This window comes from Shewanella ulleungensis (assembly GCF_014648315.1).
Lineage (GTDB): Bacteria > Pseudomonadota > Gammaproteobacteria > Enterobacterales > Shewanellaceae > Shewanella > Shewanella ulleungensis.
The window spans coordinates 1-15,671 of record NZ_BMQW01000019.1 but is presented as its reverse complement, the minus strand read 5'-3'; the positions used below and the strand labels follow the sequence as shown (position 1 = coordinate 15,671).

The 15,671-nt window shown below is 43.6% G+C and carries 13 protein-coding genes; all 13 read right to left on the bottom strand.

Features of this window, described 5'->3' with window-relative positions:
* Positions 1 to 160, bottom strand: a 160-nt coding sequence (locus IEY40_RS19715) for a GTP-binding protein (RefSeq protein WP_229777175.1), incomplete at its 3' end; no start/stop codon positions are given.
* A gap of 69 nt (positions 161 to 229) precedes the next feature.
* Positions 230 to 2,326 carry an elongation factor G gene (gene fusA / locus IEY40_RS19710; RefSeq protein WP_188959284.1) on the bottom strand — a complete coding sequence of 699 codons (2,097 nt, stop codon included), beginning with the start codon at positions 2,324 to 2,326 and terminating at the stop codon, positions 230 to 232.
* A gap of 79 nt (positions 2,327 to 2,405) precedes the next feature.
* Positions 2,406 to 2,876 carry a 30S ribosomal protein S7 gene (gene rpsG / locus IEY40_RS19705; protein WP_160056453.1) on the bottom strand — a complete coding sequence of 157 codons (471 nt, stop codon included), beginning with the start codon at positions 2,874 to 2,876 and terminating at the stop codon, positions 2,406 to 2,408.
* 82 nt (positions 2,877 to 2,958) lie between these two features.
* Positions 2,959 to 3,177, bottom strand: coding sequence for an uS12 family ribosomal protein (locus tag IEY40_RS19700; RefSeq protein ID WP_188959282.1), 219 nt, complete (start codon positions 3,175 to 3,177; stop codon positions 2,959 to 2,961).
* Between the two features lie 177 nt (positions 3,178 to 3,354).
* Positions 3,355 to 7,581 (bottom strand): DNA-directed RNA polymerase subunit beta', encoded by a 4,227-nt coding sequence (rpoC, locus tag IEY40_RS19695; protein WP_188959280.1) that lies wholly within the window; start codon positions 7,579 to 7,581, stop codon positions 3,355 to 3,357.
* Between the two features lie 82 nt (positions 7,582 to 7,663).
* Positions 7,664 to 11,695 carry a DNA-directed RNA polymerase subunit beta gene (gene rpoB, locus IEY40_RS19690; RefSeq protein WP_188959278.1) on the bottom strand — a complete coding sequence of 1,344 codons (4,032 nt, stop codon included), beginning with the start codon at positions 11,693 to 11,695 and terminating at the stop codon, positions 7,664 to 7,666.
* Between the two features lie 232 nt (positions 11,696 to 11,927).
* Positions 11,928 to 12,296 (bottom strand): 50S ribosomal protein L7/L12, encoded by a 369-nt coding sequence (gene rplL / locus IEY40_RS19685; RefSeq protein ID WP_160056459.1) that lies wholly within the window; start codon positions 12,294 to 12,296, stop codon positions 11,928 to 11,930.
* Between the two features lie 54 nt (positions 12,297 to 12,350).
* Positions 12,351 to 12,851 carry a 50S ribosomal protein L10 gene (rplJ, locus tag IEY40_RS19680; protein WP_160056461.1) on the bottom strand — a complete coding sequence of 167 codons (501 nt, stop codon included), beginning with the start codon at positions 12,849 to 12,851 and terminating at the stop codon, positions 12,351 to 12,353.
* A 286-nt stretch (positions 12,852 to 13,137) separates the two neighbouring features.
* Complete coding sequence (rplA, locus tag IEY40_RS19675) at positions 13,138 to 13,839, bottom strand: 50S ribosomal protein L1 (RefSeq protein ID WP_188959277.1); 702 nt, start codon at positions 13,837 to 13,839, stop codon at positions 13,138 to 13,140.
* Between the two features lie 4 nt (positions 13,840 to 13,843).
* Positions 13,844 to 14,272, bottom strand: a complete 429-nt coding sequence (gene rplK, locus IEY40_RS19670; RefSeq protein WP_160056465.1) for a 50S ribosomal protein L11 — start codon at positions 14,270 to 14,272, stop codon at positions 13,844 to 13,846.
* Between the two features lie 128 nt (positions 14,273 to 14,400).
* Positions 14,401 to 14,952, bottom strand: coding sequence for a transcription termination/antitermination protein NusG (gene nusG / locus IEY40_RS19665; protein WP_160056467.1), 552 nt, complete (start codon positions 14,950 to 14,952; stop codon positions 14,401 to 14,403).
* A gap of 10 nt (positions 14,953 to 14,962) precedes the next feature.
* The gene (secE, locus tag IEY40_RS19660; protein ID WP_160056469.1) at positions 14,963 to 15,334 is read right to left on the bottom strand and encodes a preprotein translocase subunit SecE; all 372 of its coding nucleotides are present in this window, start codon (positions 15,332 to 15,334) and stop codon (positions 14,963 to 14,965) included.
* Between the two features lie 267 nt (positions 15,335 to 15,601).
* Positions 15,602 to 15,671, bottom strand: a 70-nt coding sequence (locus IEY40_RS19655; RefSeq protein WP_198552046.1) for an EF-Tu C-terminal domain-related protein, incomplete at its 5' end; no start/stop codon positions are given.

Below are 15,671 nucleotides of genomic sequence, written 5' to 3'. Positions count from 1 at the left end.
GAGCGTTATCGATTTGTGCGAAGTTACGAGCTTCACCACCATAAGTCTTAGACAATACAGCTGAAATAGCTGCTGTAAGAGTTGTTTTACCATGGTCAACGTGACCGATGGTGCCTACGTTTACGTGAGGCTTTTTACGTTCAAATTTAGCTTTTGCCACGATAAATTCCTTTCTTTTCAGAAGTGCTCGATTAATTCGAGCAATATAACATTGATGCCGTAACCGATATTAGTTACGAGATTCTATAATCGCTTTTGCAATGTTTTGCGGTGCATCTACGTACTTATAAAACTCCATAGAGTAAGAAGCACGACCCTGAGATGCAGAGCGCAAATCAGTTGCATAACCAAACATTTCAGATAGAGGCACTACAGCATGAACAAGTTTAACACCTGCGATGCCATCGTCCATACCTTCGATTATGCCACGACGTCGGTTTAAGTCACCAACAACATCGCCCATATAATTTTCAGGTGTAGTGACTTCTACTTTCATACAAGGTTCGAGCAACGCTGGGTTTGCTTCTAGCGCCCCCTGTTTGAAGCCCATTGAACCTGCAATTTTGAACGCCATTTCATTCGAGTCCACATCATGATATGAACCGTCAAATAATGTGACCTTCACATCAAGAACAGGATAACCAGCTAATACGCCGTTTTTCATCTGTTCCTGAATACCTTTGTCAACGGCTGGTATGTATTCGCGAGGAATAACACCACCAACGACTTCATTGACAAACTCATAGCCCGCACCCTCTTCGAGTGGTTCAAGTCTTAGCCAAACATGACCAAACTGACCACGTCCGCCAGATTGGCGTACGAACTTACCTTCCACTTCTACTTTCGAACGGATAGTTTCACGATAGGCAACCTGAGGTTTACCAACGTTACACTCCACACTGAATTCGCGACGCATTCGGTCGACGATAATATCCAAGTGTAGCTCACCCATTCCTGATATTAGTGTTTGAGCTGATTCTTCGTTAGTTTCGACACGGAACGATGGATCTTCTGCTGCTAATTTTTGCAGCGCAATCCCCATTTTGTCCTGGTCAGCTTTCGAGCGAGGCTCAACGGCGATGGTAATCACGGGTTCTGGGAACTCCATGCGTTCAAGAATCACTTTGTGATCATTATCGCAAAGAGTATCACCGGTCGTAACATCTTTTAGACCTATAGCCGCTGCTATATCACCTGCACGTACTTCTTTTAGTTCGGTACGGTCGTTAGCGTGCATTTGCACCATTCGACCAATACGTTCACGTTTCTGTTTAACAGAATTATAAACGCCCGAGCCTGTCTCAAGTACACCGGAATATACACGGATAAAGGTAAGTGTTCCAACAAATGGATCAGTCGCAATTTTAAATGCTAATGCAGCAAATGGCGCATTATCATCAGACGGGCGTTCAACTTCATTTTCGTCTTCATCAATACCTTTAATTGCAGGTACATCAATTGGCGCTGGTAAGAAGTCGACAACCGCATCAAGAACCGCCTGCACGCCTTTGTTCTTAAATGCAGAACCACAGGTTGCGAGTACGATCTCGTTGTTAATTGTGCGCTGACGCAGGGCTGCTTTAATCTCAGCTTCTGATAACTCACCTTCTTCAAGGTATTTGTTCATCAGCTCATCTGAGGCTTCAGCAGCTGCTTCCACGAGATACTCATGCATATCGGCAGCTTTTGCTGCGAGATCTGCAGGAATGTCTTCATAAGTGAATGTCATTCCCTGATCTGATTCAGACCAGTTAATGGCTTTCATCTTAATTAAATCAATAACACCCTTGAAGTTTTCTTCTGCACCAATATTTAATTGAATTGGTACACAAGTCGCTCCAAGGCGATTACGGATTTGTTTTATTACTCGGTCAAAATCTGCACCTGCACGGTCCATCTTGTTAACAAACACCATACGCGGAACGTGGTACTTGTCAGCTTGACGCCATACGGTTTCAGATTGCGGTTCAACGCCTGAAGAGCCACAGAATACAACTACAGCTCCATCTAATACGCGTAATGAACGCTCGACTTCAATGGTGAAGTCTACGTGACCTGGGGTATCGATGATATTAATTCGGTGTTCAGCAAATTGAGCTTCCATACCGCGCCAAAAGGTTGTTACAGCAGCAGAAGTGATAGTAATACCACGTTCTTGCTCTTGTACCATCCAATCAGTCGTGGCAGCGCCGTCATGCACCTCACCGATTTTATGAGACATACCGGTATAGAACAGAACACGTTCTGTTGTGGTAGTTTTACCTGCATCCACATGAGCAACAATACCGATATTACGATAACGCTCAATTGGGGTTGTACGAGCCACTATTTATACCCTCTCAGCTAAAACTTTTGGTTTTAGCAATATCAACAATATGGAGCGGGCCAAAGCCCGCCCCATTATATTACCAACGGTAATGAGCAAAGGCTTTGTTAGCTTCAGCCATGCGATGCACGTCTTCACGCTTCTTAACAGCAGTACCTTTGTTTTCAGACGCATCTAGCATTTCACCTGCTAGACGTAGAGCCATAGATTTTTCACCACGCTTGCGAGCAGCTTCAACTAACCAGCGCATCGCTAGTGCGTTACGACGCACTGGACGAACTTCACATGGTACTTGATACGTTGAACCACCAACACGACGAGATTTAACCTCGACTGAAGGGCGAACGTTATCAAGAGCTGCTTCAAGGATAGTTAAATGGTTTTCGCTTTTCTTTTCAGCGACAACATCTAACGCCTTGTAGATAATTTTTTCTGCAGTCGACTTTTTGCCGTCCTGCATAATGACGTTGATGAACTTAGCCAACAACTCACTGTGAAACTTTGGATCTGGTAGGATTTTACGTTGTCCTACAACGCGACGTCTTGGCATATCAATTCTCCGTATGCTTCAGGTATTTCCAAAACTGGAATGTCAAATAAATACTAGCTTGGCCTTACTTAAACGGGATACGTTAAGACTTAGGACGCTTAGCACCGTACTTAGAACGGCCTTGGCGACGTGAAGTCACGCCAGCACAGTCTAATGCGCCACGAACAGTGTGGTAACGCACACCAGGTAAGTCTTTAACACGACCACCACGGATTAGGATTACACTGTTCAACGCAGGCACATTAGTCTTTTCGACTTTTGGCGCGCGTGGCTTACGTACCAACTGGTTTACAGTTGCCATGTATAGCTCCGACAGTTGATTTAAACTCAACAATTAGGTGTGAAAAATCTATATCCCACAATGATGGGACGCGGAATTTTAGAAAGGTAATGGCTATCTGTCAAGAAATAGCCAACTTTTCATGCAAATTCCAATAAAAAAGGCGCCATTGGCGCCTTTTTTTAACAAAACACTAACTTAATCTTGGCTACCAGCCAAGTTTAGTAAATCTGCTAGGTTCTGTTCAGCTTCGCTTGCTGTGACTGTTGTTGCTTCCACTTTGCCTTTCGAACTTGCTGCTTTAGCACGTTCTTCATTGCGAGTTTTGTGGTAAGCATAACCGGTACCAGCAGGGATCAAACGGCCAACGATTACGTTTTCTTTCAGACCACGTAATGGATCGCTCTTACCACCAACGGCAGCTTCAGTTAACACACGAGTTGTTTCCTGGAACGACGCTGCTGATATGAATGACTCAGTAGCCAAAGATGCTTTGGTAATACCCAGTAATTCACGTTCGAACGTAGCAGGTGCCTTACCTTGAGCAATTAGCTCACGGTTAGCAATCTTAACGCGCGATACTTCAACTTGTTCGCCAGCTAAGAAATCACTGTCACCTGCAGTGCTAATTAAACACTTACGCAGCATTTGACGGATGATAACTTCGATGTGCTTGTCGTTGATCTTAACGCCCTGTAGACGATAAACGTCCTGTACTTCGTTCACAATGTAGTTTGCTACGTTGTGGATACCACGAAGACGTAAGATGTCATGTGCCGCTTCTGGACCGTCAGCAATAACTTCACCACGTTCGACTTTTTCACCTTCGAACACGTTCAAGTTACGCCACTTAGGGATCATCTCTTCATAATGATCGCCGCCATCAGCAGGGGTAATCACTAGACGACGCTTACCTTTAGTCTCTTTACCGAACGAGATAGTACCAGAGATTTCAGCAAGAATTGCTGGCTCTTTTGGCTTACGCGCTTCGAATAAGTCAGCAACACGTGGAAGACCACCGGTGATGTCGCGAGTTTTAGACGATTCTTGTGGAATACGTGCTAATGCGTCACCAACGTTGATTTTCGCGTTATCGTCTTTCGACACAATCGCGTTACCCGGTAAGAAATACTGAGCTGGTACTTCAGTACCAGGGATCATTAAGTCATTACCATCAGCATCAACTAAACGAATTGCTGGACGTAATTCTTTACCTGCAGAAGTACGCGCACCAATCTCTAAAACTACAACAGATGACAAACCAGTTAACTCGTCTGTTTGACGTGTCATGGTTACGCCGTCAATCATGTCAACGAACTTAACGCTACCGGCTACTTCAGAGATAATTGGGTGAGTATGTGGATCCCAGTTAGCGATGATATCGCCTGCTGCAACTTCACTGTCTTCCAATTTCTCTAACACGGTACCGTAAGGTACTTTATAACGCTCTTTCTCACGACCTAACTCATCAATGATGGCTAACTCAGAAGAACGCGACACGATAACTAGCTTACCGTCGATGTTAGATACATGTTTAGCATTGTGTAACTTCAGAGAACCCGCGTTCTTAACTTGAACGTTGTTTTCTGCAGAAGCTCGAGATGCTGCTCCACCAATGTGGAACGTACGCATGGTTAGCTGTGTACCAGGTTCACCAATTGATTGCGCAGCAACAACACCAATAGCTTCACCGTGGTTAATAATATGACCACGAGCTAAGTCACGACCATAACACGCTGCACACACACCGAAGTCTGTTTCACAGGTAATTACAGAACGTACAATCACTTCGTCAATACTGTGCTCTTCTAACGTATTACACCATGCTTCATCAAGAAGCGTGTTGCGTGGAGCAAGTACTTCGTCTGTACCTGGCTTCATTACGTCTAGAGCAACAACACGACCTAAAACACGTTCACGTAATGGCTCAACAACATCACCACCTTCAATAAGCGGTTTCATTGTTAGACCATGTTCAACACCACAGTCATCTTCAATAACAACTAAGTCTTGTGCTACGTCTACTAAACGACGAGTTAAGTAACCCGAGTTAGCGGTCTTCAATGCAGTATCGGCAAGACCTTTACGCGCGCCGTGAGTAGAAATAAAGTACTGTAGTACGTTTAGACCTTCACGGAAGTTAGCTGTAATTGGAGTTTCGATGATAGAACCATCTGGTTTCGCCATCAAACCACGCATACCCGCCAACTGACGGATCTGTGCAGCACTACCACGAGCGCCCGAGTCAGCCATCATATAGATGCTGTTAAACGATGCTTGTTTCTCTTCAACGCCATCACGGTTAATCACTGTCTCAGTTGACAGGTTTTCCATCATCGCTTTAGATACTTTTTCGTTGGCTGATGCCCAGATATCAATAACTTTGTTGTAACGCTCACCGGCAGTAACAAGACCTGACTGGAACTGCTCTTGAATTTCAAGAACTTCAGCTTCAGCGTCAGCGACTAAGGTGTATTTCTCGTCTGGAATAACCATATCATCGATACCAACAGAGGCACCAGAAATGGTTGCAAAACGGAAACCGGTATACATCAATTGGTCAGCAAAGATTACAGTATCTTTAAGACCTAGCTGACGATAACACGTGTTCAATAGTTTAGAGATCTGCTTCTTACCCATGTTCTGGTTAACCAGATCATACGATAAACCTTCAGGCAGAATTAACGATAAAAGAGCACGACCAACAGTAGTATCGATGATACGAGTTGCTTTTGTTCTTTCGCCATCTTCTGCAATGTGCGTTTCAGTAATACGAACCTTAACGCGAGCATGTAGTTCAGCAACACCTGTAGCGTATGCTTTCTCAACTTCTGAAACGTCAGAGAAAACCATGCCTTCACCGCGACCGTTAATACGCTCACGACTGGTGTAATACAAACCTAATACAACGTCCTGAGACGGAGTAATTACAGGTTCACCGTTAGCTGGTGACAAAATGTTGTTGGTTGACATCATTAGCGCACGAGCTTCTAACTGAGCTTCAAGCGTCAATGGAACGTGAACCGCCATTTGGTCACCGTCGAAGTCGGCGTTATATGCCGCACATACTAACGGATGCAATTGAATTGCTTTACCTTCAATCAGAACAGGTTCAAATGCTTGAATACCTAGTCTGTGAAGTGTTGGTGCACGGTTAAGCATTACTGGATGTTCACGAATCACTTCGTCTAACACATCCCATACTTCAGCCTGTTCGCGTTCAACCATTTTCTTAGCAGCTTTAATCGTCGTCGCTAAACCACGCGCTTCTAATTTGCCGTAAATAAATGGTTTAAATAGCTCAAGTGCCATCTTCTTAGGAAGACCACACTGATGCAGACGTAAAGTAGGACCTACGGTAATTACCGAACGGCCTGAATAGTCAACACGCTTACCAAGTAAGTTCTGACGGAAACGACCTTGCTTACCCTTGATCATATCAGCAAGAGATTTAAGCGGACGCTTGTTAGAACCGGTAATGGCACGACCGCGACGACCGTTATCTAATAGCGCATCAACTGACTCTTGTAACATACGTTTTTCGTTACGTACGATAATGTCAGGCGCAGCTAAATCTAACAGACGCTTTAAGCGGTTGTTACGGTTAATAACGCGGCGGTATAGATCGTTAAGATCCGACGTCGCGAAACGGCCACCGTCTAACGGCACTAATGGACGTAGATCAGGTGGAAGAACCGGTAATACTTTTAAGATCATCCACTCTGGCTTGTTGCCAGATGTGAAGAATGCTTCCATCAGCTTAAGGCGCTTAGTGACCTTCTTGCGACGGGTTTCAGAGTTAATTGAAGGCAACTCTTCACGCATTTGTTCGATCTGTTCTTCTAAGTTGATAGCCCGTAGCAATTCAAGAACTGCTTCTGCACCCATCTTAGCTTCAAACTCATCACCGTATTCTTCTAACGCATCAAGATACGTTTCTTCGGTCAACATTTGTCCGCGCTCAAGCGTGGTCATGCCTGGCTCGATAACAACAAATGATTCGAAGTACAATACGCGTTCAATATCACGCAACGTCATATCCAGCATTAAGCCGATACGAGATGGAAGTGATTTTAAGAACCAAATGTGTGCAACTGGACTAGCCAATTCAATGTGACCCATGCGCTCACGACGCACTTTAGTCTGGGTAACTTCAACGCCACACTTTTCACAAATCACACCGCGGTGCTTTAAGCGTTTGTATTTACCACACAAACATTCGTAATCTTTAACCGGACCAAAGATACGCGCACAGAACAAACCTTCACGTTCAGGTTTGAATGTACGGTAGTTAATGGTTTCTGGCTTCTTTACTTCACCAAAAGACCAAGAACGGATTAGATCTGGCGAGGCCAAACCAATTTTAATTCCGTTAAATTCTTCAGTCTTACTTTGCTGTTTAAGAAACTTTAATAAGTCTTTCACGTTTCTCTCCTGAAGGAGTTAAACCAGGTGCTTTGCTGATGCAAAGCACCCTTGGTTACCAAACATTGCTTAAGTGCGATGCTTACTCTTGGTCCAACTCGATATTAATACCAAGTGAACGGATTTCCTTCAACAATACGTTGAAAGACTCAGGCATGCCTGGTTGCATCTGATGGTTACCGTCGACGATGTTTTTATACATCTGAGTACGACCGTTAACGTCATCTGACTTAACTGTTAGCATTTCTTGTAGAGTATAAGCAGCACCGTATGCTTCAAGTGCCCACACTTCCATCTCACCGAAACGCTGACCACCAAACTGAGCTTTACCGCCCAATGGTTGTTGAGTGACTAAGCTGTACGAACCGGTAGAACGGGCGTGCATCTTGTCATCAACTAAGTGGTTCAGTTTGAGCATGTACATGTAACCAACGGTTACTTTACGCTCAAACTCGTTACCGGTACGGCCGTCACATAATGTTAACTGGCCAGACTCAGGTAAGCCTGCAAGAGCAAGCATTTGCTTGATCTCTTTCTCTTTAGCACCGTCGAATGCTGGTGTAGCAATTGGCACGCCACCTTTAAGGTGAGTCGCCAAGCGCACAACTTCATCATCAGTGAACGATTCAATGTCAACACGCTGTAGCACGTCGTCACCTAGGTCGTAAACTTGTTTGATGTAGTTACGAAGTTCGGCAACTTCACGCTGCTCTTCAAGCATAGCGGTAATCTTGTTACCGATACCTTTAGCTGCAGCACCCATGTGAACTTCAAGTACCTGACCGATGTTCATACGCGATGGTACGCCCAATGGGTTAAGTACGATGTCTACAGGATTACCTTCTTCATCGTATGGCATGTCTTCGATTGGACAGATCTTCGAGATAACACCTTTGTTACCATGACGACCAGCCATTTTATCACCTGGTTGAATAGTACGTTTAACTGCTAGGTAAACCTTAACAATCTTCAGTACTCCTGGTGCCAAGTCATCACCTTGGGTGATCTTGCGACGCTTGATTTCAAACTTCTTATCAAAGTCAGCTTTTAGCTCTTCGTGCTGTTCAGCTAACTGCTCTAATTCAGTTTGTTTAGTTTCATCGTCGATAACTTGAATTAATACGTCTTTACGTGGGATTTCAGCTAATTTAGCTTCAGAATAACCCACTGACAGTAACAAGTTACGTGCACGGCTCAATACACCTTCTTCAAGGATTTTGAACTCTTCGCCTAAGTCTTTACGAGCTTGACGTACATGCATTTCTTCGATTTCAAGCGCACGCTTGTCTTTCTCAACGCCGTCACGGGTAAATACCTGAACGTCGATGATGGTGCCTTTCACTGAGTTAGGAACACGTAATGAGCTGTCCTTAACATCAGAGGCTTTTTCACCAAAAATAGCTCGGAGCAGTTTCTCTTCTGGGGTTAATTGTGTTTCGCCTTTAGGCGTCACTTTACCCACGAGAATGTCGCCACCCTTCACTTCTGCACCAATATAAACGATACCTGACTCATCTAGTTTAGATAAAGCAGATTCACCTACGTTTGGAATATCAGCAGTGATTTCTTCGCTACCCAATTTAGTATCACGAGCAATACAAGAAAGCTCTTGGATATGGATAGTAGTGAAACGATCTTCTTGCGCTACGCGCTCAGAAATTAAGATCGAATCTTCGAAGTTATAACCGTTCCAAGGCATGAACGCGATACGCATGTTTTGACCAAGGGCCAAATCACCTAAATCGGTAGATGGTCCATCAGCAAGTACGTCACCACGAACCACAGGCTCACCAACGAAACAAACAGGACGTTGGTTAATACAGGTGTTTTGGTTTGAACGGGTATATTTAGTTAGGTTATAAATGTCGATGCCCGCTTCGCCTGCGCGTAGCTCGTCTTCATTTACTTTAATTACAATTCGACTTGCATCGACATAATCAACCACACCACCACGTTTAGCAACTACAACAACGCCAGAATCAACAGCTAGAGTGCGTTCGATACCTGTACCAACTAACGGCTTATCTGCACGTAAAGTTGGAACCGCTTGACGTTGCATGTTCGCACCCATCAATGCACGGTTAGCATCATCGTGTTCTAAGAATGGAATAAGTGATGCCGCAACAGAAATAATCTGTTGTGGTGATACATCCATATATTGAACATCAGCAGCGCGCATAAAGGTAGATTCACCTTTGTGACGACAAGCAATCTGCTCTTCAACCATACGGCCATCTGCATCAACTTCAATGTTTGCCTGAGCAATAACATAACGGCCTTCTTCGATTGCTGACAAGTATTCAACTTCATCAGTAATCACACCTTCAACTACCTTACGGTAAGGTGTTTCTAAGAAACCATAAGAGTTAGTGCGTGCAAAACTTGCTAGCGAGTTGATTAGACCAATGTTTGGACCCTCTGGGGTCTCAATTGGACATAAACGACCATAGTGAGTTGGATGTACGTCACGAACTTCGAAGCCAGCACGTTCACGAGTCAAACCACCAGGGCCAAGTGCAGAAATACGACGCTTATGCGTTACTTCTGATAGCGGGTTGTTTTGATCCATAAACTGAGACAACTGTGAAGAACCAAAGAATTCTTTCACTGCCGCAGAAATTGGCTTCGCGTTAATTAAGTCTTGAGGCATAAGCTCGTTTAAATCGCCTAAAGATAGACGTTCACGAACTGCACGTTCAACACGGACCAAACCAACACGGAATTGGTTTTCAGCCATCTCACCAACACTACGAATACGACGGTTACCTAAGTGGTCAATATCGTCGACTTCATCATAGCCGTTACGGATTTCGATGATTTTCTTCATTACCGATACGATGTCTTCTTTAGACAACACACCGCTTCCTTCGTCTTCAGCAATCTCAAGACGACGGTTAAACTTCATACGACCTACTTTAGATAAGTCATAACGTTCTTCACTGAAGAATAGGTTTTGGAATAAACCTTCTGCTGCATCTTTGGTTGGTGGCTCGCCAGGACGCATCATGCGATAAATCTCAACTAATGCTTCTAAGCGGTTAGTTGTAGAATCAATACGCAATGTGTCGGCAATATAAGCACCGTGATCAAGATCATTGATAAATAAAGTATCAATGTTCTTAATGCCAGCAAGAGATAACTTAGCTAAATCTTCTAAGGTAATTTCGCTGTTAGCAGTAACTAATACTTCACCTGTATCTTCATCGATATAGTCTTGTGCAGCGTACTTACCAACGATATATTCAACTGGCACTTCAAGCTCAGTTGTGTTGGTTTTTTCAAGTTGCTTGATGTGACGCGCAGTAATACGACGACCAGCTTCAACTAATAAAGCGCCTTCAGCATCTTTAATGTCATAACTTGCTGTTTCGCCGCGTAAACGGTCAGGCACGAGTGCCATTACAAGTGAATCTTTCTTGATCTTAAACTCAATACGTTCGAAGAATAAATCTAGGATGTCTTGAGTAGAATATTCAAGCGCACGTAAAATAATCGTTGCCGGTAATTTACGACGACGGTCAATACGGACGAATAAAGCATCTTTAGGATCGAATTCAAAATCAAGCCATGAACCACGGTAAGGAATAATACGTGCGTTATACAGCACCTTACCTGAAGAGTGGGTTTTACCACGGTCATGATCAAAGAATACGCCAGGAGAACGGTGTAACTGAGAAACAATAACACGCTCAGTACCGTTGATAACAAAAGTACCGTTATCAGTCATCAATGGGATATCACCCATGTAGACTTCTTGTTCTTTAATGTCTTTAACAGTGCCAGCAGCAGCTTCACGGTCAAACAACACCATGCGTAATTTAACGCGAAGTGGTGCTGAATAAGTAACACCGCGGATCTGACATTCTTTCACATCAAAAACTGGCTCACCTAGCTTATAGCTGACATATTGCAGCTCAGAATAGCCAGAAAAGCTCTTGATAGGAAAAACGCTACGGAATGCAGCTTCTAAGCCACGCTCACCCGTAGGGTCTTGATCGGTGAACTTCTTAAAAGAGTCTAACTGGATAGACAATAAATAAGGGATGTCCAAAACTTTTGGACGCTTACCAAAGTCTTTGCGAATACGCTTCTTTTCAGAATAGGAGTAAACCATGGGTTTCCTCTGCTTACGAGATGTGACCAAGACTGAAATAATATAATTAAATCAGCACGTTTGCCCATCACCGTTGATGGCAAGAACCTAACCAGTAATCTCTGCTAGGGACTGCTAAAACTGGCGACAAACGGTGAATAAAAATCGCCTGCGCATAGAGCGCAAAAAAGGCCGACGGTTAAAAAACCGCCAGCCTTCACCCAATTACTTGGGTGAGCAAGTAAGCTATAGCTTACTTGATTTCAACAGAAGCACCAGCTGCTTCTAATTCAGCTTTAAGAGCTTCAGCTTCTTCTTTGCTGATCGCTTCTTTAACAGCGATTGGCGAAGATTCAGCCATAGTCTTAGCTTCTTTCAGGCCTAGACCTGTAGCGCCACGAAGAGCTTTAATAACAGCTACTTTGTTGTCGCCGTGTGAAGTAAGAACTACGTCGAATTCTGTTTGTTCTTCAGCAGCTGCACCAGCATCGCCGCCGCCAGAAACTACTGCAGCAGCAGCAGAAACGCCGAATTTCTCTTCCATAGCTTCGATTAGTTCAACAACTTCCATTACAGACATTGCTGCAAAAGCTTCTAACATTTGGTCTTTAGTGATAGACATAAGAAATATTTCCTATTGTTCTGAATTCAATTTGATTAAGCGGCCGACTTAAAATTAAGCGGCGTCTTGTTTTTGATCGCGAAGGGCGGCCAATGTACGAACGAACTTGCCAGCAGATGCTTCTTTCATAGTCATCATTAACTGAGCTAGTGCTTCGTTGTATGTTGGTAGTTTCGCTAAACGATCAATATCAGCTGCAGGGATAAATTCCCCTTCGAAAGCTGCACCTTTAACTTCAAACTTAGCTTGTTCTTTAGCGAAATCTTTTAAAAGACGCGCTGCAGCACCTGGGTGCTCAGTAGAGAAAGCTAGTAAAGTTGGGCCAGTGAAAGTTTCGGCTAGGCACTCAAAAGCAGTACCTTGAACAGCGCGACGAGCTAGAGTGTTACGTACTACACGTACATAAACACCATTAGCGCGAGCTGTTTTACGCAAAACAGTCATAGCACCTACAGTTACGCCACGTGAATCAGCGGCAACTGCAGAAAGTGCACCTTTGGCAGCTTCGTTGACTTCAGCAACAATTGCCTTTTTGTCTTCGAGTCTTAATGCCATTGGCTTTACTCCTGGATTCTACCTAGGGAATACCCCTAGAATTTACCAAACTAAGCACAACATGTGCTTAGTTACTTACGGTGCAGATATTCCAGTAAAAAAATTTAGCTGGGGCCTGACACCGTCTACGCAGGAAATTAAGTGAACCTTACGATTGACACCTGCGGTCTTGGACGGAAGCTCATCTATTAACCAACAAACCTAAATAATTAGGCAAAAGTTAGGTAAAAGGAGCTTCAACCCACAAAGTGCGCGCATTATAGACTAGTGCGCGCATTTTGTAAAATTACTTAATGTCTTCCAAGCTAGCTTGGTCAACAGTCACACCTGCACCCATAGTGGTAGAGATGCTAACTTTTTTCACGTAAATGCCTTTTGCAACTGCAGGCTTAGCCTTTTTCAGTGCAGACACTAACGATTCTAAGTTGTCTTTTAACTGTTCAACAGTGAAATCCACTTTACCGATAGTAGTGTGGATAATACCGTTCTTGTCGTTGCGGTAACGAACTTGACCAGCTTTAGCATTCTTAACTGCTTCTGCAACGTTAGGCGTTACAGTACCAGTTTTAGGGTTAGGCATTAAACCACGTGGGCCTAAGATCTGACCTAACATACCAACAACGCGCATTGCGTCTGGTGATGCGATAACAACGTCAAAGTTCATTTCGCCAGCTTTAACTTGTTCAGCTAAATCTTCCATACCCACTAGTTCTGCGCCTGCAGCTTTAGCAGCTTCAGCGTTTGCACCTTGAGTGAATACAGCAACACGAACGTCACGACCAGTACCGTGTGGTAGTACAGTAGCACCACGCACGTTTTGGTCTGATTTACGAGGATCGATACCAAGGTTAACAGCTACGTCAACACTTTCTACGAACTTAGCAGTTGCTAGTTCTTTTAAAAGTGCTACTGCTTCGTTGATGTCGTACTGTTTAGTTGCATCAACTTTTTCGCGGATTACGCGAGCGCGCTTAGTTAGCTTTGCCATTATATTAGTCCTCTACTACCAAACCCATTGAACGTGCAGTACCTTCAATTGAGCGAGTCATCGCTTCAATGTCAGCACCAGTCATATCAGCTGCTTTAGTTTCAGCGATTTCCTGAACTGCGCTACGCTTGATAGTTCCTACTTTTTGAGTGTTAGGACGGCCAGAACCTGATTTCAGACCAGCTGCTTTAAGCAGTAGGAAAGACGCAGGTGGAGTCTTAGTTTCAAAAGTGAAAGAACGGTCGTTATATACAGTGATAACAACAGGGATTGGCATACCTTTCTCGAACTTTTCAGTACGAGCGTTGAATGCTTTACAGAATTCCATGATGTTCACACCTTTTTGACCTAAAGCAGGACCAACTGGTGGAGACGGGTTTGCAGCACCGGCTGCTACTTGTAGCTTAATATAAGCTTCAATTTTCTTTGCCATGTCGACATTTCCTCTATTTGGGTTCAAACGCATCTCGGCGACATGCCAATTTGCTCCCCTGAAAACAACGGGTGCGAATTATATTAAAATACGCACCCGCAAACAATATATATTTGTAGTTATTTTAATCAGCTCTTTTCAACTTGATTAAAATCTAACTCTACTGGTGTTGAACGACCGAAAATCATAACAGAAACCTTTACGCGGTTTTTGTCGTAATCAACTTCTTCAATAGTGCCGTTAAAGTCAGCAAATGGACCATCACAAACACGGACAACTTCACCAGGTTCGTACATAACACGATGAGTCGGAGACTCAATGGTATCTTGTAGACGCTGAAGAATAGCATTAGCTTCTTTGTCAGAAATTGGCGCTGGACGATCTGAGGTTCCACCAATAAAGCCCATTACGCGTGGAATGCTCTTTACTAAGTGCCAGCTGTCATCGTTCATTTCCATTTGGACTAATACGTAACCAGGAAAAAACTTACGTTCACTCTTACGACGTTGACCTGCACGCATTTCGACGACTTCTTCAGTAGGAACTAAAATCTCACCAAAGTAGCTTTCCATGTTATGCATTTTGATATGTTCAAGCAGTGTTTTAAGCACACGACCTTCATAGCCTGAAAAGGCTTGAATTACATACCATCTTTTTTTTGCTTCTGTAGCTTCAGTCATTTTTAGATGCCTATACGCCAGTAATTAAATTGACTACTCGTAATAATACCGCATCTAATCCCCAAAGGATCAGTGCTACTACAGCGGTTGCTGCAAGTACAATAAATGTAGTGTTTAGCGCCTCTTGGCGAGTTGGCCATACTACTTTACGCACTTCAATGTGTGCTTCACGGGCAAAAGATAATGCTTGCTTACCCTTGATAGTTTGCAATGCGATAACACCTGCAATAGCAAAGGCAATAATTACCCCAGCAACACGAGCCACAACATTTGCATCTGCGTAAAATTGATTGCCTATAACAGCAGCAGCGATTAGCAATGCTGCTACGCCCCACTTAACGATATCCAAAGAATTACTCTGGTTTTCAGTATTTGTTGTCATCGGTTAATTCCGTTACTCACTACGACCTGAGCTTAGCTTGGTAAACAACATATTTACCAAATCCGCATTTCCGAGCTTTCCCAGAAAATGCATAAGCACAGGGTCAAAAATCGGCCATAGATTGTATTCTTATTCAGCTTTGTTCGCAACAATACAGGTAAAGTTAGCGTAACAATTTAGGTAAAAAAAACAATTAATCGATATTTTTTTCCTAAAAACAAAAAAGGAAGCCGAAGCTTCCTTTTTCAGTGTTCACTAAAGTCGCTATTACGCGATAATTTTAGCTACAACACCAGCACCAACTGTACGGCCACCTTCACGGATAGCGAAACGTAAA

Coding starts and splice junctions, on each gene's coding strand:
- rpsG (WP_160056453.1), bottom strand. CDS start 2,876: ATGCCAAGACGTCGCGTTGTAGGACAACGTAAAATCCTACCAGATCCA.
- IEY40_RS19700 (WP_188959282.1), bottom strand. CDS start 3,177: ATGGCAACTGTAAACCAGTTGGTACGTAAGCCACGCGCGCCAAAAGTC.
- rpoB (WP_188959278.1), bottom strand. CDS start 11,695: ATGGTTTACTCCTATTCTGAAAAGAAGCGTATTCGCAAAGACTTTGGT.
- rplL (WP_160056459.1), bottom strand. CDS start 12,296: ATGTCTATCACTAAAGACCAAATGTTAGAAGCTTTTGCAGCAATGTCT.
- rplJ (WP_160056461.1), bottom strand. CDS start 12,851: ATGGCATTAAGACTCGAAGACAAAAAGGCAATTGTTGCTGAAGTCAAC.
- rplA (WP_188959277.1), bottom strand. CDS start 13,839: ATGGCAAAGCTAACTAAGCGCGCTCGCGTAATCCGCGAAAAAGTTGAT.
- rplK (WP_160056465.1), bottom strand. CDS start 14,272: ATGGCAAAGAAAATTGAAGCTTATATTAAGCTACAAGTAGCAGCCGGT.
- nusG (WP_160056467.1), bottom strand. CDS start 14,952: ATGACTGAAGCTACAGAAGCAAAAAAAAGATGGTATGTAATTCAAGCC.
- secE (WP_160056469.1), bottom strand. CDS start 15,334: ATGACAACAAATACTGAAAACCAGAGTAATTCTTTGGATATCGTTAAG.